The sequence below is a fragment of the uncultured Marinobacter sp. genome (assembly GCF_947259545.1).
Lineage (GTDB): Bacteria > Pseudomonadota > Gammaproteobacteria > Pseudomonadales > Oleiphilaceae > Marinobacter.
This window is the reverse complement of sequence record NZ_CAMYMK010000007.1, coordinates 532064-550365: the sequence shown is the minus strand read 5'-3', so window position 1 is coordinate 550365 and position 18302 is coordinate 532064. Positions and strand designations below refer to the sequence as shown.

Genomic DNA, 18302 nt, shown 5'->3' with positions numbered 1-18302 from the left:
CTGAACGAGATTTCCGAACGGAGAAAGATCTATGAGCCTTAATCCGAGAGACGTTGTCGTCGTCGATTGCGTGCGGACTCCGATGGGGCGTGCCAAAAATGGCTGCTTCCGCAACGTGCGTGCCGAGACACTGTCTGCCACGCTGATCGAAGCACTGTTTGAGCGCAACCCGAAGCTCGACGCGAAAGAAGTTGAAGACGTGATTTGGGGCTGTGTAAACCAGACCAAAGAACAGGGCTTTAACGTGGCGCGTCAGATTTCACTGCTGACCCGCATCCCGCACGAATCCGCGGCACAGACCGTTAACCGTCTGTGTGGTTCCGCCATGAGCGCGATCCACACCGCCGCCCAGGCGATCCAGACCGGCAACGGTGATGTGTTTGTGGCTGGTGGTGTTGAGCACATGGGTCACGTGCCCATGACCGCCGGTTTCGATCACAACCCGGCTGCTTCCAAGTATTCTGCCAAGGCCTCCAACATGATGGGCCTGACTGCGGAAATGCTGGCGAAGATGCACGGCATTACCCGTGAGCAGCAGGACGAGTTTGGTGCGCGTTCTCACCGCCTGGCCCACGAAGCGACGGTAGAAGGCCGCTTCAAGAACGAAATCGTGCCGGTTGAAGGCCACGATGAGAATGGCTTCAAGGTGCTGATCGAAAACGACGAAACCATTCGTCCGGAGACTACTGCTGAGTCCCTGGGCCAGCTGAAGCCGGCGTTCGATCCGAAGAACGGTACCGTAACAGCCGGTACGTCTTCCCAGTTGACCGATGGTGCGGCTGCCATGGTACTGATGTCTGCAGAGCGGGCTGAAGCGCTGGGCCTGAAGCCGATCGCCAAGATTCGCAGCATGGCGGTTGCCGGCTGTGATCCCGCGATCATGGGTTACGGTCCGGTTCCGGCCACCAAGAAGGCTCTGAAGCGTGCAGGCCTGAAAGTCGAAGACATCGACTTCTGGGAACTGAACGAAGCCTTTGCTGGCCAGTCCCTGCCGGTTCTGAAAGACCTGAAGCTGCTGGGCGTGATGGAAGAGAAAGTGAACCTGAACGGCGGCGCGATTGCCCTGGGCCATCCGCTGGGCTGCTCCGGTGCACGTATCTCCACAACCCTGCTGAACGTTATGCAGGCCAAGGGCGGTAAGCTTGGTGTATCCACCATGTGTATCGGTCTCGGTCAGGGCATCGCGACGGTATGGGAGCGTCTCTGATTCGCTAGGCCGAATCGGTAACGCTGTCCTGGAGGCCCGGCAATTGCCGGGCCTTTCTGTTTATGCTTCCTTTAAAAAAGCAGGGCGGAAGTTAAAGAATGGGTTGTCTTGCTTTTCTTGACCCTGTAAAACAATGCACTTATACAATGTGGCGGCTATTGAGTGTTTTCTAGCCGACTGATTTTACAGCGAGTTTACGGTTTGCTGATTTTTTAACCGATTATCGCCAAGGATACAGATCTCCGATATGGGTAAAAGTCTCGTTATTGTCGAGTCGCCAGCGAAAGCGAAGACCATCAACAAATATCTGGGCTCTGACTTCATTGTGAAGTCGAGCGTCGGGCATATTCGTGATCTTCCGGTTAGCGGCAGTGGCTCTCAGTCAGATCCCAAAGAACGTGCGAAGCAAGCGGCGGCAACGCGCAAGATGAGCCCGGAAGAAAAGGCTGCGCACAAGAAACGCAAGGCCCGCGAGCAGCTGGTTGCCCGTATGGGGGTGGACCCGGATCATGACTGGAGCGCTCGCTATGAGATCCTGCCCGGCAAGGAAAAGGTCGTCAGTGAGCTCAAGCGCCTGGCAAAATCCGCTGACCACATCTATCTGGCAACGGATTTGGACCGGGAAGGGGAGGCGATCGCCTGGCACCTTCAGCAAACCATTGGCGGTGAATCTGACAAGTACCGCCGTGTTGTCTTCAACGAGATCACCAAGCGCGCCATTCAGGCGGCGTTCGAAGATCCGGGTGCCCTGGATAATAATCGGGTGAATGCCCAGCAGGCGCGGCGTTTCCTGGACCGCGTGGTGGGTTACATGGTGTCGCCGCTGCTGTGGGCCAAGATTGCGCGGGGGCTGTCTGCCGGTCGTGTCCAGTCTGTGGCGGTGCGATTGATCGTCGAGCGTGAGCGCGAGATACGCAAGTTCATCCCGGAAGAATTCTGGCAATTGCATGCTGATCTTGGTGCCAGGCAGGCAAAGGAGCCTGTGCGCTTCGAAGTGACCCGTTTTCAGGATAAGCCCTACCGTCCTGTGAACGAACAGCAAAGCAACGAGCATGTCGACCGCCTGAAAGGCGGTTCGTTCCGCGTTGCCAAGCGGGAAGACAAGCCGACGAAATCCCGGCCGTCCGCGCCTTTCATTACGTCCACGCTGCAGCAGGCGGCCAGTAACCGCATGGGCTTTAGCGTCAAGAAAACCATGATGCTGGCGCAGCGCTTGTATGAAGCTGGTTACATCACCTACATGCGGACGGACTCGACCAACCTGAGCCAGGACGCCGTCGCCAGCTGCCGGGACTTCATCAAGAAACAGTTCGGTGACCGGTATCTGCCTGAGCAGCCCCGGGTCTATGGCAGCAAGGAAGGCGCTCAGGAGGCCCACGAGGCAATCCGCCCGACGGAAGTGAGTCGGCGGCCCTCCGACATCAGTGGTCTGGAAAAGGATGCTGAGAAGCTCTACGACCTGATCTGGCGCCAGTTTATGGCGTGTCAGATGGCGGATGCTGAATTCCTGAGTACGTCCATAGTCGTGGCCAACGGAGACTACGAGCTGCGTACCCGTGGCCGCATCATCAAGTTTGACGGTTTTCTCAAGGCGGCGCCCCAGTCTTCGAAGAAAGACGAAGATGTGGCGCTGCCGGACATCAAGGTTGATGAAGTCCTGGATCTGGCCAAACTGGACCCCAGCCAGCACTTCACCAAGCCGGCGCCCCGATATACGGAAGCGAGCCTGGTCAAGGAGCTGGAGAAGCAGGGGATTGGCCGTCCGTCCACTTACGCCTCGATCATCTCCACCATTCAGGATCGTGGCTACGTGCGGCTCCAGAACCGCCGTTTCTACGCCGAGAAAATGGGTGAGATCGTCACTGAGCGGCTGTCCGAGTCCTTCCCGAACCTGATGGACTTTGATTTTACCGCGAAGATGGAAGACGAACTGGACGAGATCGCCGAAGGTGAGGTGGACTGGAAAAAGGTTCTGAATGACTTCTACGGCCGTTTCCGCAAGCAGCTGGAAACCGCCGAGGGTAGTGAAGACGGGAGTATGCGGGCCAATACACCGACGGAAACGGACATCCCGTGTCCGACCTGCAGCCGTCCGATGCAGATTCGCGTTGCCAGCACTGGTGTATTCCTCGGGTGTTCCGGTTATTCCCTGCCGCCCAAGGAACGCTGCAAAACCACCATCAACCTGGTGTCAGGGGATGAAGTGGTCAGCGCCGATGATGACGTGGAAGGCGAGGGCGAATCCCGCCTGCTTCGCAAGAAGCGCCGGTGTCCGAAATGCGGCACCGCCATGGACAGCTACCTGGTGGACGAAGGCCGCAAGCTGCATGTGTGTGGTAACAACCCCGACTGCTCAGGATTCGAGGTGGAGAAGGGCACCTTCCGCATCAAGGGCTACGAAGGGCCGACACTGGAGTGCGACAAGTGCGGTTCGGAAATGCAGCTGAAGACCGGCCGTTTCGGCAAGTATTTTGGCTGCACCAACACCGAGTGTAAGAACACCCGCAAACTGCTAAAGAGCGGAGAGCCGGCGCCACCCAAGATGGATCCGGTGCCGATGCCGGAACTGCAGTGCCAGAAGGTGGATGACACCTATGTGCTGCGGGACGGGGCTTCCGGTCTGTTCCTCGCTGCCAGCAAGTTCCCGAAGAATCGGGAAACCCGGCCACCACTGGTGATGGAGATCAAGCCGCACCGCAAGGAAATCGACCCGAAATACGACTACCTGATGGACGCGCCCGAGCGTGACCCCGAGGGCAACCCAACGGTGATTCGCTACAGCCGCAAGAGCAAGGAGCAGTACGTCATGTCCGAGAAAGAGGGCAAGGCGACAGGCTGGTCGGCGTGGTATGTGAACGGGAAGTGGCAGCCGAAGGAAAAGAAGTAGGAGTTCTCCCCCCTCTCCCCCGGCCCCTCTCCCGCGAGGGGAGAGGGGAGGTTACTCACCAATTCAAGCCCAACTCCGGAAAGCCCCTCTCCCCTCGCGGGAGAGGGGTTTGGGGAGAGGGGGCTATCGAGACTTCCGCAAGCGCTGAATCAGCGAGGAAGTATCCCAGCGGCGTCCTCCCATATCCTGGACATCCCCATAGAACTGGTCCACTAATGCCGCTACAGGCAGCTTGGCGCCGTTCTGGCGGGCTTCCTCGAGGCAGATCCCAAGATCCTTGCGCATCCAGTCTACGGCAAAGCCATAATCGAATTTGCCGTCAATCATCGTGCCTGAGCGGTTTTCCATCTGCCAGGATTGGGCTGCGCCCTTGGAAATCACATCCACTACCTTGCGTACATCAAGCTCGGCCTGCTCGGCGAAATGCAGGGCTTCAGATAAGCCCTGTACCAGTCCCGCAATGGCAATCTGATTGACCATCTTGGTTTTCTGGCCGCTGCCGGCCGGCCCCATCAGGTTAAGGGCCTTGGAGTAGCACTCCAGAACGGATTTGGCGCGCTCAAAAATCTCCGGTTCACCACCGCACATTATGGTGAGCTGGCCATTCTCGGCACCTTGCTGACCGCCGGAAACCGGTGCGTCGATAAAGCTCTGGCTTTTTGCTTTCGATGATTGTGCGAGTTGTTCAGCAATGCCTGCGGATGCCGTGGTGTGATCCACCAGGATGGCGCCCTCGGGAGCATTTGAAATGATACCCTCACTGCCCTCATAAACGGCTAAAAGATCCTTGTCAGCACCTACGCATGTCAGCACGATGTCGGCATTCCGGACGGTTTCGGCGATAGACTGGCAGGCGGTTCCCGAATAATCCCTTTTCCAGGCCTCGGCCTTGGAGAAAGTTCGGTTCCAAACCCTGACGTCATAACCGGCATTTGCCAGGTGTCCTGCCATGGGATAGCCCATGACACCCAGTCCAATGAAGGCAGCTGTGGTGGTCATTCATCCTCTCCTGAACGTGGTTTTGATTGGGCTAACTTATCACAGGCTCGTTATCCTGCGCACAAAAAAGGCCGCTGAGTCAGCGGCCTTTTCGGGGTTCCGGCTTTCCGGAGGATTACTTCTTCTCGTAATCGCGGCTTTCGGGACCGGTATACAGCTGGCGCGGACGGCCAATGCGGTAGTCCCCGGACACCATCTCGTTCCAGTGGGAGAACCAGCCGATGGTGCGTGACAGGGCAAATATCACGGTGAACATGGAGGTCGGGATACCGATAGCCTTCAGGATCAGGCCGGAATAGAAGTCCACATTCGGGTACAGCTTGCGCTTGACGAAGTATTCGTCTTCCAGAGCGATCTTCTCCAGGCGCTGGGCGATCTTCAGCAGCGGATCGTTTTCCAGGCCCAGCTCGGTCAGTACTTCGTGAGCGGTCTCTGCCATTACCTTGGCGCGCGGGTCGAAGTTCTTGTAAACCCGGTGGCCGAAGCCCATCAGGCGGAAGGGGTCGTCTTTGTCCTTGGCCTTGGCGATGAACTTCTCGATGTTTTTCTCGTCGCCGATTTCCGCCAGCATGTCCAGAACAGCTTCGTTGGCGCCGCCGTGAGCAGGGCCCCACAGAGCAGCAATGCCGGAAGCGATACAGGCGTATGGGTTGGCACCGGTGGAGCCGGCCAGACGCACGGTAGAGGTTGACGCGTTCTGCTCGTGATCGGCGTGCAGGATGAAGATCTTGTCCATGGCTTTCGCCAGGATCGGGTTCGGCTTGTACTCTTCACAGGGTACGCCAAACATCATCTGCAGGAAGTTCTCGGAATAGGAGAGGTCGTTGCGCGGGTACATGAACGGCTGACCGATGCTGTACTTGTAGCACCATGCCGCGATGGTCGGCATTTTGGCAATCAGGCGGTGCGCAGTGATCTCACGCTGTTGTGCGTCAGTAACGTCCATCTGGTCGTGGTAGAAGGCGGACAGGGCGCCCACAACACCACACATGATCGCCATCGGATGCGCATCCCGGCGAAAGCCCTGGAAGAAGTTGCGCATCTGGTCGTGCAGCATCGTGTGGTTTTTGATGGTGTCGTGGAACTTCTTGTTCTCTTCTGCGGTCGGCAGTTCGCCTTTCAGCAGGAGGTAGCAGACTTCCAGGTAATCGGAGTTTTCCGCAAGTTGTTCGATGGGGTAGCCGCGGTGAAGCAGCACGCCATTGGCGCCATCGATGTAGGTAATCTTGGATTCGCAGGCTGCGGTGGATACAAAACCTGGGTCGTAGGTAAATACGCCTTCCTGGACCAGACTCCGTACGTCGATAACGTCGGGGCCGACGGTGCCTGAGTAAACCGGTAGCTCAATGGACTTGTCACCCACCGAGAGCGTGGCTTTCCTGTCGGTCATGGTGCTCTCCTATATATCAGCTTTGACAGCTTTTCAGTATTTGGATGCGCTAGAAGGCGCGTATTATCGCAAAACTGGCGGCAAAATATAGGGCGTTGGCTTTTTTTGTCAATGGAGGAGGGCGGAAAAACCATTATTTGACATTCCAAGTAAATGAGGGAATACACGAATAAGGCTGTTTTCAGGGTAAAATTAAGTTTGTCAATAATTCTTATAGCCGGTGCGAGGCCGCTAATTACAGGCGCTTAGGCGAGTTGCGCGTTTGTAATTAACAGGGGTACTCCTTATAATCCCTAGCCCGGAATCGAGGATAACTCTGTCTGGGCGCTTTCCAATGTCGGTAGCGCCGAGTGGGCAGGGTGTATTCTCCCTCCTGAGCCAATCGTGTGCCGGTTTCGTATCAGCACACCGATCCTTACATACCAACTATCTGCACCGGTCACTTCGACCGATTGTGGAACCAAGAGAGAGTGTGAGAGCGCTGTGAATAGCAAACGACCAGTTAATCTCGATCTCAGCAAGTTTCATTTTCCGCTGCCAGCCATTACGTCCATATTGCATCGTATCAGCGGCATCATCATTTTTGTTGGTGTTGCGTTCCTGCTCTACGGACTTCAGCTTTCCCTGTCCGGGGAAGAGGGCTTCAGTCGCGTCAATGAATTGCTGGACAGCTTCCTTGCAAAGCTGATCATCTGGGGCATCTTGTCTGCTCTGCTTTACCACCTGGTGGCAGGTATCAAACACCTGTTGATGGATATGGGCATTGGTGAAGAGCTTGAAAGTGGCCGCCTCGCCGCGAAGATCACGATTGTGGTTTCCGTCATTCTCATCGTTCTGGCAGGAGTCTGGGTATGGGCAGCGTAAACAGCGTAACGAATCTGGGCCGTAGTGGCGTTTATGACTGGTTGATCCAGCGGGTCACCGCTTACGTGCTGGCACTCTACACACTGTTCCTGCTGGGCTTTTTGGTGTTCAGCGACGTAAATTACGAAACCTGGTCGGCGTTGTTCGGACAGACCTGGTTCCGCATCTTTACCCTGATGGCGTTGCTTTCTATTGGCGCTCACGCCTGGGTAGGGCTCTGGACCGTCACAACCGACTACATCAAGGCCATGGCGCCGCGTTTCCTGGTGCAGGCGGCTTGTGGTCTGACCATGTTCGTCTATGTGGTCTGGGGCATTCAGATTCTTTGGGGGCTTTAATCAATGGCTAATATCAAGACCATGTCTTACGACGCGATTGTTATCGGTGGTGGCGGTGCCGGTATGCGAGCCGCCCTGCAGCTGACCGAGTCAGGCGTCAATACTGCGTGCATCACAAAAGTTTTTCCGACCCGTTCCCATACGGTGTCTGCCCAGGGTGGTATCACCTGCGCCATTGCGAGCGCCGATCCCAACGATGACTGGCGCTGGCACATGTATGACACGGTCAAGGGCTCAGACTACATCGGTGATCAGGATGCCATTGAGTACATGTGCTCGGTTGGCCCTCAGGCCGTTTTCGAGCTGGAGCACATGGGGTTGCCGTTCTCCCGTACCGAACAGGGCCGTATTTACCAGCGCCCGTTCGGTGGTCAGTCCAAGGATTATGGTAAGGGCGGTCAGGCTGCCCGTACCTGTGCCGCTGCCGACCGTACCGGTCATGCACTGCTGCACACGCTTTATCAGGCCAACCTGAAGGGCGGCACCACGTTCCTCAACGAGTGGTACGCGGTCGATCTGGTCAAGAACAGCAAGGACGAAGTCGTTGGTGTTGTCGCCATTGAAATCGAAACTGGTGAAGTGGCCTACATCAAGTGTAAGGCAACCGTTCTCGCCACTGGCGGTGCCGGTCGTATCTACGCCTCTACCACCAATGCCCTGATCAACACCGGTGACGGTATCGGTATGGCTCTGCGCGCAGGCTATCCGGTGCAGGACATGGAGATGTGGCAGTTCCATCCGACTGGTATCCACGGTGCCGGTACACTGGTAACAGAAGGTTGCCGGGGTGAGGGTGGTTACCTCATCAACGCCGAAGGCGAGCGTTTCATGGAGCGCTACGCGCCGAACGCGAAGGACCTGGCTGGTCGTGATGTGGTTGCCCGCTCCATGGTTATCGAAATCCTCGAGGGTCGTGGTTGCGGTCCCGACAAGGATCACGTACTGCTGAAGCTGGATCATTTGGGTGAAGAAACCCTGAACCTGCGTCTGCCGGGTATCTGTGAACTGTCCCGCACCTTCGCTCACGTGGATCCGGTGAAAGAGCCGATTCCGGTTGTTCCGACCTGTCACTACATGATGGGTGGTATTCCGACCAACGTTGGTGGTCAGGCGCTGACCCAGGACGAGAATGGCAACGACAAGCCGATTCCCGGCCTGTTCGCCTGTGGTGAGGCGGCTTGTGTGTCTGTTCACGGTGCCAACCGTCTGGGTGGTAACTCCCTGCTGGATCTGGTGGTCTTCGGTCGTGCGGCGGGTCTGCACATTGAAGAGCAGCTTCGCGGTGGCTTTGAGGTTGACGGTGCCAGCGAGGATGACATCAAGCGCGCCATGGCTCGCCTTGACCGCCTGAACTCCGCCTCTGAAGGTGAGAGCGTTGCCGAGGTCCGCAAGGATCTGCAGAACTGCATGCAGTTGTACTTTGGTGTGTTCCGTGATGGTAATAGTATGGAAGAGGGCTTGAAGAAGCTCGAGGCCATCGGTGAACGTGTACGCAAGACCAAGCTGGCTGATACCAGCCATGCGTTTAACACCGCACGGATTGAAGCGCTGGAGCTGGACAACCTGTACGAAGTTGCCCTGGCCACGGCCATTTCTGCTTTCGAGCGTAAGGAAAGCCGCGGCGCCCATGCCCGTAACGACTTCACCGAGCGTGATGACGAGAACTGGCTGAAGCACTCCGTATACTTCCCGCTCGAGAAGCGTGTTGGCAAGCGTGACGTGAACTTCGCACCGAAGACCGTCGACACCTTCCAGCCGAAGATCCGGACTTACTAAGGGGGACGCACAAAATGTTGGTAAGCCTTTACCGTTATAACCCGGAAACTGACAACGCGCCCTACATGCAGGACGTGGAGCTGGAGCTTCCGGAAGGCAAGGATCTGATGGTCCTGGATGTCCTGAACCTGCTGAAGGAAAAGGATCCGTCTATCGCCTATCGGCGCTCCTGTCGTGAGGGTGTTTGTGGCTCTGACGGCATGAACATGAATGGCAAGAATGGTCTGGCGTGCATCACGCCCATGTCCCAGGTGCTCAAGAACAACAAGCTTGTTCTTCGCCCGCTGCCAGGGCTGCCGGTTATCCGTGACCTGGTGGTGGATATGGGTCTGTTCTACAAGCAGTACGAAAAAGTCATGCCGTACCTTGTGAACGATCAGCCCGCGCCTGCCATTGAGCGTCTGCAGTCTCCCGAGGACCGGGAGAAGCTGGACGGCCTGTACGAGTGTATTCTCTGTGCGTGCTGTTCCACTTCCTGCCCGTCGTTCTGGTGGAACCCGGACAAGTTCATTGGGCCGGCCGGCCTGCTTCAGGCTTACCGCTTCCTGGCGGACAGCCGCGATACCGCTCAAGCCGAGCGTCTTGCCAATCTCGATGACCCGTTCAGTGTCTTCCGCTGTCGGGGTATCATGAACTGTGTCAGTGTTTGTCCGAAAGGCCTGAACCCCACAAGGGCAATCGGCCATATCCGGAATCTTCTGCTCCAGCGGGCGACTTAAAAGCAGAATTCAAAACAAACGCTATACTGTTCTGATGCAGCTAGCATCCTGAAGGCCCTGCAACGGCGCGGGGCCTTCAACCAAAGGCTTATAGTCAAAAGTCTTAAGAGGATGCACACTACGCATGCCGTGATGGGAACTTATAAGGTTGTCTCGCGGTTTCGCTGAGTACAAAACCACCGGGGAACGGAAAACATCCTTGCTAGGTGTGGTGGCCAAAGTCGATCCCGTAAAAACCCGTATTGACTGAGATTTACCCCTGGCCGACCATACTGAGCTCCCCGCACCAGCCCAAGGTGAGCTATTCAAAATGCACGAAAGCATAATGGAGCAGTTATGGCAGACTTCCCACTTGCAGGGGGGAAATCTTGCCTATGTTGAACAGCTTTTTGAAACCTACCTGACAGACCCCAATGCCGTTCCCGAAGAGTGGCGCAGCTACTTCGACAAGCTTCCCAGTGTTGACGGCTATAAAGGTCGCGATATTGTCCACTCTTCCATCCGCGAACAGTTCGAACACATCTCCCGTAATCAGCGTTTCCTGGCCAGTGGCGTTCCCGCCAGTGCAACCTCCGATGCTGATAAAAAGCAGATTCGTGTTCTGCAGCTGATCAATGCCTTTCGATTCCGTGGTCACCAGGAATCAAAGCTGGATCCGCTTGGCGTATGGCAGCGTCCCACGGTAGAAGACCTCGATCCGGCCTTCCACGAGCTTTCTGATGCCGACAATGATCTGGAATTCCAGACCGGGTCCCTGAGCTTTGGTTCCGAAACCATGAAGCTCGGCGATATCATCAAAGGTCTGCGCCAGACGTACTGTGAAAGTGTTGGTGCCGAGTACATGCACGTGGTCGACACCCGAATCAAGCGTTGGTTCCAGCAACGCATGGAACCGGTCCGCTCACGGCCCGAGTACGAAGCGAAAACCCGTAAACATCTTCTGGAACGCCTGACAGCCGCGGAAGGCCTGGAAAAGTATCTGGGATCCCGTTATCCGGGCGTCAAGCGTTTTGGCCTTGAAGGCGGCGAGAGCCTGATTCCCTGCCTTGATGAACTGATTCAGCGTGCCGGTTCATACGGTGCCAAGGAAATCGTCCTTGGTATGGCCCACCGCGGTCGCCTGAATGTGCTGGTGAACACTCTCGGCAAGAACCCGAAAGAACTTTTTGACGAGTTCGAAGGCAAGAAACTGGCCGATTCCGGCTCCGGTGACGTGAAGTACCACCAGGGCTTCTCATCCAACGTGATGACCCCGGGCGGCGAAGTTCACCTGGCCATGGCCTTCAACCCCTCTCATCTGGAGATTGTCTCTCCGGTTGTCGAGGGCTCGGTCCGGGCTCGACAGACCCGTCGTAACGACAACGATGGGACTCAGGTAGTGCCGATCATCATGCACGGCGATGCGGCGTTCGCCGGCCAGGGCGTGGTGATGGAAACCTTCCAGATGTCCCAGACACGGGGCTATGGCATCGGCGGTACGATCCATATCGTGATCAATAACCAGGTTGGTTTCACCACCAGCAGGCAGGAAGATGCGCGGTCGACGGAATACTGTACCGACGTCGCCAAGATGGTTCAGGCGCCCATTCTGCATGTGAATGCGGATGACCCGGAAGCGGTCATGTTTGTGACCCAGATGGCCATGGACTACCGCAATGAGTTCAAGCGGGACGTGGTGATTGATCTGGTCTGCTATCGTCGCCGTGGTCACAACGAGGCGGATGAGCCGGCGGCCACCCAGCCGGTCATGTATGAAAAGATCCGCAAGCTGAAAACTACTCGCGCCCTCTATGCCGACGCCTTGATCGCTGACGGCATCATCTCTGAAGATGAGTCGAAGCAAATGGACCTGGACTATCGTGACGCGCTTGATGAAGGCGACCACGTGGTCAAGTCACTGGTCAAGGAACCGAACAAGGAGCTTTACGTCGACTGGACGCCGTATCTCGGTCACGAGTGGACGGCCAAGTGTAAGTCCAGTGTGGCACTCAAAACCATCCAGAAACTGGGTAAGAAACTCACCCACGTTCCGGAGGGCTTCAGTGTCCAGCGCCAGGTGTCCAAGATCATCAGCGACCGCGAGAAAATGACGGCCGGCGCGTTGGGTATCAACTGGGGCTACGGCGAGGTCATGGCCTACGCCACCTTGCTGGAAGAGGGCCACCCGATTCGTCTGACCGGGCAGGACGTGGGGCGCGGCACCTTCTCGCATCGTCATGCGGTACTGCATAACCAGAAAGGTGGATCCACCTATACCGCCCTGGAGAATCTGTCCGAGGATCAGCCGAAGTTCGAAATCTATGACTCGCTGCTGTCGGAAGAAGCGGTCATGGCGTTTGAGTATGGCTACTCCACAACGGCTCCCAATGGGCTGGTAGTCTGGGAAGCCCAGTTTGGTGACTTTGCCAACGGTGCCCAGGTGGTTATTGACCAGTTCCTGACCAGTGGGGAGCACAAGTGGGGCCGTCTGTGTGGCCTGACGTTGCTGCTGCCACACGGTTACGAAGGGCAGGGGCCGGAACACAGTTCCGCACGCCTCGAGCGCTTCCTGCAGATGTGTGCCGAGCACAATATCCAGGTATGTGTTCCGACAACGCCATCCCAGGTGTTCCATATGCTGCGCCGTCAGGTGAAGCGTCCGCTGCGCAAGCCGCTGGTGGCGATTACTCCGAAGAGTCTGTTGCGCCACAAGGAAGCGACCTCGGATCTGGACGATCTGACTTCTGGAACCTTCCAGACCGTGCTTCAGGAGAAAGAGCCGTCTGATCCGAAAAAGATCACCCGCCTGATCATGTGTAGCGGGAAGGTTTACTTCGATTTGCTGGAGAGGAAAAAGGCTGACGAGCGGGATGACGTTGCGATTGTTCGTATCGAACAACTGTATCCGTTCCCGGGAGATGACCTGGACGAGGTTCTGGCCCTGTACCCCAAGCTCAAGCATGTGGTCTGGTGCCAGGAAGAACCGATGAACCAAGGTGCCTGGTACTGCAGTCAGCACCATATGCGGAACGCACTGCACCGCAAGAATCCGAAATTGTATCTTCAGTATGCCGGTCGTGATGCTTCTGCTGCTCCTGCGTGTGGACACATGTCCGTTCACATTGAAGAGCAGAAGAAACTGGTTAACGATGCGTTTGAAATCTGACGAGCTACCGAACTAAGGATCCGAGATGTCAACTGAGATTAAAGCCCCCGTTTTCCCAGAGTCGGTCGCAGAGGGTACCGTCGCGACCTGGCACAAACAGCCGGGTGAAGCCTGTTCCCGTGATGAACTTATTGTCGATATTGAAACTGACAAGGTCGTTCTGGAAGTGGTCGCACCGGCAGATGGCGTGATTGAAGAAGTTGTGAAAGGCGAAGGCGACACCGTGGAAAGCGGTGAAGTGATCGGCAAGTTCAAGGAAGGTGCAGCTGGTGAGTCCAAGCCGGCTGAGAGCAAGAAAGAAGAGGCTCCCAAGGAAGAAACCAAGAGCGAGGCGCCGTCCGGCGACGCAATTCTCAGCCCTGCGGCCCGTAAGCTGGCTGAAGAGAATGACGTTGATCCGAATGCCGTTAAAGGTACCGGAAAAGATGGCCGTGTTACCAAGGAAGATGTCCAGAATCATGTAGATAGCGCGAAGTCTTCAGCGCCTGCTTCAGCTCCGAAGCCGGCTGACGATATGCCTCAGGTGGATCTGGCCTCCGGCGAACGCCCGGAAAAGCGCGTTCCGATGACGCGTCTGCGTTCCAGCATTGCCAAGCGTCTGGTCAGTGCCCAGCAGAATGCTGCGATGCTCACCACCTTCAATGAGGTGAACATGGCTCCCATCATGGAGCTGCGCAAACAGTATCAGGACAGCTTCGTGAAGCGTCATGGCATCAAGCTTGGCTTTATGTCTTTCTTCACCAAGGCAGCCACCGAGGCTCTGAAGCGCTTCCCGGCTGTGAACGCCTCCATCGATGGCAATGACATGGTGTACCACGGCTACCAGGATATTGGTGTTGCTGTATCCACGGATCGTGGTCTGGTGGTGCCGGTGGTTCGTGATGTCGACGCGCTGGGTCTGGCGGATATCGAGAAGAAAATCGTCGAATATGGCACCAAGGCCAAAGATGGCAAGCTGGGTATCGAAGAAATGACCGGTGGTACTTTCACCATTACCAACGGCGGTATCTTCGGTTCCCTGATTTCCACGCCGATCCTGAATCCGCCGCAAACTGCGATCCTGGGTATGCACAAGATTCAGGAGCGTCCGATGGCGGTCAACGGCAAGGTCGAAATCCTGCCTATGATGTACCTGGCGCTGTCTTATGACCACCGCATGATCGATGGCAAGGAAGCGGTGCAGTTCCTGGTTGCTATCAAGGAAATGCTTGAGGATCCGGCGCGAATTCTGCTGGACGTCTGAGCTGCCACTTAACGAATCGGAAAACGGGATCAAATATGTCTGATAAGTACGACGTCATTGTCATTGGTGCAGGCCCTGGTGGCTACGTGGCTGCAATCAAAGCTGCCCAGCTCGGTCTGAAGACTGCGTGTGTGGAATCCTGGACCTCTGAAGACGGCAAAGCGCAAGTGCTTGGCGGCACCTGCCTGAACGTGGGCTGCATTCCTTCCAAGGCCCTGCTGGAAATTTCCCACAAGTTTGAGGAAGCCAGCCACGGTTACGAGATGCAGGGCATCATCGCCAAGGATGTCAAAATCGACATCGCGAAGATGATGGAACGGAAGAGCGGTATCGTGAAGCAGCTGACCGGCGGTATCGCCGGTCTGTTCAAGGCCAACGGCGTTACCCCTATTCATGGCCATGGCAAGTTGCTGGCCAATCGTCAGGTTGAAGTTACCGACAAGGATGGCAAGGCCACTACTTACGAAGCGGAGAACGTCATCCTGGCCACCGGTTCCAAGCCGATCGAGATTCCACCGGCACCCTTTGACGGTGATTACATTGTGGATTCCGAAGGCGCACTGGAATTCACCGAAGTACCAAAGCGTCTGGGCGTGATTGGCGCCGGCGTTATCGGCCTTGAGTTGGGCAGTGTTTGGGCCCGTCTGGGATCGGAAGTGACTGTGATCGAAGCCCAGGACACGTTCCTGCCGGTGGTTGATCAGCAGGTAGCCAAGGATGCACAGAAGCAGTTCAAGAAGCAGGGGCTGGACATAGTCATGGGCGCACGCATGACCGGTGCTGAAGTCAAGCGCAAGCTGGTTAACGTGACCTTTGAAGATTCCAACGGCAAGCAAGAGAAGAAGTTCGACAAGCTGATCGTGGCAGTAGGCCGTCGTCCTTACACCGACAATCTGCTGGCCGAGGATTCCGGCGTACAGATGGATGAGCGCGGCTTCATTTTCGTGGACGACAACTGTAAGACCGAAGCACCGGGTGTCTGGGCGATTGGTGACGTGGTTCGTGGTCCGATGCTGGCCCATAAGGCATCCGAAGAGGGTGTCATGGTTGCCGAGCGGATTGCCGGCCACAAGCCCCAGGTTAATTACGACTGCATTCCGAACGTCATCTATACAGCGCCGGAAGTGGCCTGGGTTGGCAAGTCAGAGGAAGAGCTGAAGGCCGAGGGCGAGGCTTACAAGGTGGGTACGTTCCCATTTGCGGCCAACGGCCGTGCCATGGCAGCCAACGCAGCGTCCGGTCTGGTGAAGATCATTGCCGATGAAAAGACCGACCGCATCCTCGGTTTCCACGTTGTCGGACCACAGGCATCCGAGATTGTGGCGCAGGGCGTGATTGCCATGGAGTTTGGTTCCAGTGCAGAAGATCTGGCTCTGACCTGCTTTGCGCATCCGACACTGTCCGAGTCGGTGCATGAAGCAGCATTGGCTGTCGATGGCGGGGCGATTCATATCGCCAACCGTCGCAAAAAGAAGTAACGCAGAACAGGAAACAGGGGCGCCAATGAGGGCGCCCCGCTGCCATTAAACGGTTGGTTTCTGACTGCGTCAGTGGTGTGCTGAGGTGATCCCCGGCACGCCTAGCCGAATTCGCACCAGGTTGTTGTCGGATTTATGGCCTAAATCCGACAGGATCCGGCGGGTTCATTTCCGTACGTGGTTATCCTCCATCAAAAAGCGGGACATTAACTATGAATTTGCATGAATATCAGGGCAAGCAGCTGTTCGCTGAATATGGCCTGCCAGTATCCAAGGGCATTGCCTGCGATACTCCGAAAGAAGCAGTTGACGCGGCCGGTGAAATCGGCGGCGATGCCTGGGTTGTCAAGGCACAGGTTCACGCAGGTGGCCGTGGTAAGGCTGGCGGTGTAAAGCTGGTCAAGAGCAAAGACGAGATTCGCGAATTCGCCGAGCATTGGCTGGGCAAGAACCTGGTGACCTACCAGACCGACGAAAACGGTCAGCCGGTCAGCAAGATTCTGGTTGAATCCCTCACTGATATCGACCAGGAGCTGTATCTGGGCGCGGTTGTAGACCGTGGTACCCGTCGCATCGTGTTTATGGCCTCCACCGAAGGCGGTGTCGAGATCGAAAAGGTTGCCGAAGAAACTCCGGAAAAGATCCTCAAGGCAGAGATCGATCCGCTGGTCGGCGGTCAGCCGTACCAGGGTCGTGAGCTGGCGTTCAAGCTGGGCCTGGAAGGCAAGCAGATTGGTCAGTTCACCAAGATCTTCCTGGGTCTGGCAAAGCTGTTTGAAGAATGTGATCTGGCTCTGGTCGAGATCAACCCGCTGGTGATTACCCCGGCCGGCGACCTGCACTGCCTGGACGCCAAGATCGGTGTGGATGGCAACGCTCTGTACCGTCAGAAGAAAATCCACGAGATGCACGATCCTTCACAGGAAGATTCCCGTGAGGCGGAAGCAGCCAAGTGGGAACTCAACTACGTGGCCCTGGAAGGCAACATCGGCTGTATGGTTAACGGCGCTGGTCTGGCCATGGGCACCATGGACATCATCAAGCTGTCCGGTGGCCAGCCAGCCAACTTCCTGGACGTAGGCGGCGGCGCGACCAAAGAGCGCGTGTCCGAAGCGTTCAAGATCATCCTGTCTGACGACAATGTACAGGCGGTTCTGGTTAACATCTTCGGCGGTATTGTCCGCTGCGACATGATCGCAGAGGGCATCATCGGTGCGGTCAAGGAAGTGGGCGTCAAGGTTCCCGTGGTTGTTCGCCTTGAAGGTAACAACGCCGAAGTCGGCACCAAAGTACTCGCTGACAGTGGCCTGAACATCATTGCCGCCACCAGTCTGGCGGATGCTGCACAGCAAGTCGTTAAAGCCGCAGGGGGTAAATAATGAGCATCCTGATCAACAAAGACACCAAGGTTATCTGCCAGGGCTTTACCGGCGCACAGGGTACTTTCCACTCTGAGCAGGCGATTGAATATGGCACCAAAATGGTTGGTGGCGTGAGCCCGGGTAAGGGCGGAACCGAGCACCTGGGTCTGCCGGTGTTCAACACTGTACGTGAAGCGGTCGAGAAAACCGGTGCGGAAGCGACGGTGATCTACGTACCCGCTCCGTTCTGTAAGGACGCCATCATTGAAGCCGCAGATGCTGGTATTCAGCTGATTGTGTGCATCACCGAGGGTATCCCGACCATCGACATGCTCTACGCCAAAGAGTACGTGGATCGCAAGGGCGTACGCATGATCGGTCCGAACTGTCCGGGCGTGATCACGCCGGGTGAGTGCAAGATCGGCATCATGCCGGGCCACATCCACAAGCCGGGCAAGGTGGGTATCGTTTCCCGTTCAGGCACCCTGACATACGAAGCGGTCAAGCAGACCACGGACTTCGGCTACGGTCAGTCCACCTGTATCGGTATCGGTGGTGACCCGATTCCGGGTTCCAACTTCATCGATATCCTGCAGTTGCTGCAGGACGATCCGCAGACTGAAGCCATCGTGATGATTGGTGAAATCGGTGGTACCGCGGAGGAAGAAGCCGCTGCGTTTATCAAGGATAACGTCACCAAGCCGGTGGTTTCCTACATCGCTGGTGTGACTGCGCCTCCTGGCAAACGTATGGGCCATGCCGGTGCGATCATCTCCGGTGGTAAGGGTACCGCAGACGAGAAGTTTGCTGCCCTGAACGACGCCGGTGTCAGAACCGTGCGCAGCCTGGCCGAAATTGGTAAGGCGTTGAAGGAAGCAACTGGCTGGTAAGTCAT

At 56.5% G+C, this 18302-nt stretch carries 13 protein-coding genes; 11 read left to right on the top strand and 2 right to left on the bottom strand.

Annotation, left to right across the window (positions count from 1 at the left end; genetic code table 11):
* The first annotated feature begins 31 nt into the window (after nucleotides 1-31).
* Entirely contained in the window at nucleotides 32-1207 is a 1176-nt protein-coding gene (gene fadA, locus Q0Y21_RS10285; protein ID WP_297794670.1) for an acetyl-CoA C-acyltransferase FadA, read from the top strand.
* A 247-nt stretch (nucleotides 1208-1454) separates the two neighbouring features.
* A complete protein-coding gene (gene topA / locus Q0Y21_RS10280) occupies nucleotides 1455-4094 on the top strand; it encodes a type I DNA topoisomerase (RefSeq protein ID WP_297794667.1) in 2640 nt (879 codons plus the stop codon).
* A 123-nt stretch (nucleotides 4095-4217) separates the two neighbouring features.
* Here the strand turns inward: topA and Q0Y21_RS10275 are convergent, their stop codons facing one another.
* Together Q0Y21_RS10275 and gltA are read right to left on the bottom strand one after the other, a co-directional pair.
* Nucleotides 4218-5093 carry an NAD(P)-dependent oxidoreductase gene (locus tag Q0Y21_RS10275; protein WP_297794664.1) on the bottom strand — a complete coding sequence of 292 codons (876 nt, stop codon included), beginning with the start codon at nucleotides 5091-5093 and terminating at the stop codon, nucleotides 4218-4220.
* A 115-nt stretch (nucleotides 5094-5208) separates the two neighbouring features.
* A complete protein-coding gene (gene gltA, locus Q0Y21_RS10270; RefSeq protein ID WP_297794661.1) occupies nucleotides 5209-6483 on the bottom strand; it encodes a citrate synthase in 1275 nt (424 codons plus the stop codon).
* Nucleotides 6484-6966: 483 nt separating this feature from the next.
* On the opposite strand from gltA, the gene sdhC reads away from it, so the two are divergent.
* From sdhC to sucD, 9 genes are all read left to right on the top strand, one after another.
* A complete protein-coding gene (sdhC, locus tag Q0Y21_RS10265; protein WP_297794658.1) occupies nucleotides 6967-7347 on the top strand; it encodes a succinate dehydrogenase, cytochrome b556 subunit in 381 nt (126 codons plus the stop codon).
* Nucleotides 7335-7685, top strand: a complete 351-nt coding sequence (sdhD, locus tag Q0Y21_RS10260) for a succinate dehydrogenase, hydrophobic membrane anchor protein (protein WP_297794655.1) — start codon at nucleotides 7335-7337, stop codon at nucleotides 7683-7685. Before sdhC ends, sdhD begins: the two co-directional genes overlap by 13 nt.
* Before the next feature lie 3 nt (nucleotides 7686-7688).
* Nucleotides 7689-9461, top strand: a complete 1773-nt coding sequence (gene sdhA / locus Q0Y21_RS10255) for a succinate dehydrogenase flavoprotein subunit (RefSeq protein WP_297794654.1) — start codon at nucleotides 7689-7691, stop codon at nucleotides 9459-9461.
* A gap of 14 nt (nucleotides 9462-9475) precedes the next feature.
* A complete protein-coding gene (locus tag Q0Y21_RS10250; RefSeq protein ID WP_297794651.1) occupies nucleotides 9476-10180 on the top strand; it encodes a succinate dehydrogenase iron-sulfur subunit in 705 nt (234 codons plus the stop codon).
* Between the two features lie 310 nt (nucleotides 10181-10490).
* Nucleotides 10491-13325, top strand: coding sequence for a 2-oxoglutarate dehydrogenase E1 component (locus Q0Y21_RS10245; protein ID WP_297794649.1), 2835 nt, complete (start codon nucleotides 10491-10493; stop codon nucleotides 13323-13325).
* A 25-nt stretch (nucleotides 13326-13350) separates the two neighbouring features.
* Nucleotides 13351-14568, top strand: a complete 1218-nt coding sequence (gene odhB / locus Q0Y21_RS10240; RefSeq protein ID WP_297794646.1) for a 2-oxoglutarate dehydrogenase complex dihydrolipoyllysine-residue succinyltransferase — start codon at nucleotides 13351-13353, stop codon at nucleotides 14566-14568.
* A gap of 35 nt (nucleotides 14569-14603) precedes the next feature.
* On the top strand, nucleotides 14604-16046 hold the full coding sequence (gene lpdA / locus Q0Y21_RS10235; RefSeq protein WP_297794643.1) for a dihydrolipoyl dehydrogenase: 1443 nt from the start codon (nucleotides 14604-14606) through the stop codon (nucleotides 16044-16046).
* A 212-nt stretch (nucleotides 16047-16258) separates the two neighbouring features.
* A complete protein-coding gene (sucC, locus tag Q0Y21_RS10230) occupies nucleotides 16259-17425 on the top strand; it encodes an ADP-forming succinate--CoA ligase subunit beta (protein ID WP_297794640.1) in 1167 nt (388 codons plus the stop codon).
* Entirely contained in the window at nucleotides 17425-18297 is an 873-nt protein-coding gene (sucD, locus tag Q0Y21_RS10225) for a succinate--CoA ligase subunit alpha (protein WP_297794637.1), read from the top strand. Before sucC ends, sucD begins: the two co-directional genes overlap by 1 nt.
* The last annotated feature ends 5 nt before the right edge of the window (nucleotides 18298-18302 follow it).

Coding starts and splice junctions, on each gene's coding strand:
- fadA (WP_297794670.1), top strand. CDS start 32: ATGAGCCTTAATCCGAGAGACGTTGTCGTCGTCGATTGCGTGCGGACT.
- topA (WP_297794667.1), top strand. CDS start 1,455: ATGGGTAAAAGTCTCGTTATTGTCGAGTCGCCAGCGAAAGCGAAGACC.
- Q0Y21_RS10275 (WP_297794664.1), bottom strand. CDS start 5,093: ATGACCACCACAGCTGCCTTCATTGGACTGGGTGTCATGGGCTATCCC.
- gltA (WP_297794661.1), bottom strand. CDS start 6,483: ATGACCGACAGGAAAGCCACGCTCTCGGTGGGTGACAAGTCCATTGAG.
- sdhD (WP_297794655.1), top strand. CDS start 7,335: ATGGGCAGCGTAAACAGCGTAACGAATCTGGGCCGTAGTGGCGTTTAT.
- sdhA (WP_297794654.1), top strand. CDS start 7,689: ATGGCTAATATCAAGACCATGTCTTACGACGCGATTGTTATCGGTGGT.
- Q0Y21_RS10250 (WP_297794651.1), top strand. CDS start 9,476: ATGTTGGTAAGCCTTTACCGTTATAACCCGGAAACTGACAACGCGCCC.
- Q0Y21_RS10245 (WP_297794649.1), top strand. CDS start 10,491: ATGCACGAAAGCATAATGGAGCAGTTATGGCAGACTTCCCACTTGCAG.
- odhB (WP_297794646.1), top strand. CDS start 13,351: ATGTCAACTGAGATTAAAGCCCCCGTTTTCCCAGAGTCGGTCGCAGAG.
- lpdA (WP_297794643.1), top strand. CDS start 14,604: ATGTCTGATAAGTACGACGTCATTGTCATTGGTGCAGGCCCTGGTGGC.
- sucC (WP_297794640.1), top strand. CDS start 16,259: ATGAATTTGCATGAATATCAGGGCAAGCAGCTGTTCGCTGAATATGGC.
- sucD (WP_297794637.1), top strand. CDS start 17,425: ATGAGCATCCTGATCAACAAAGACACCAAGGTTATCTGCCAGGGCTTT.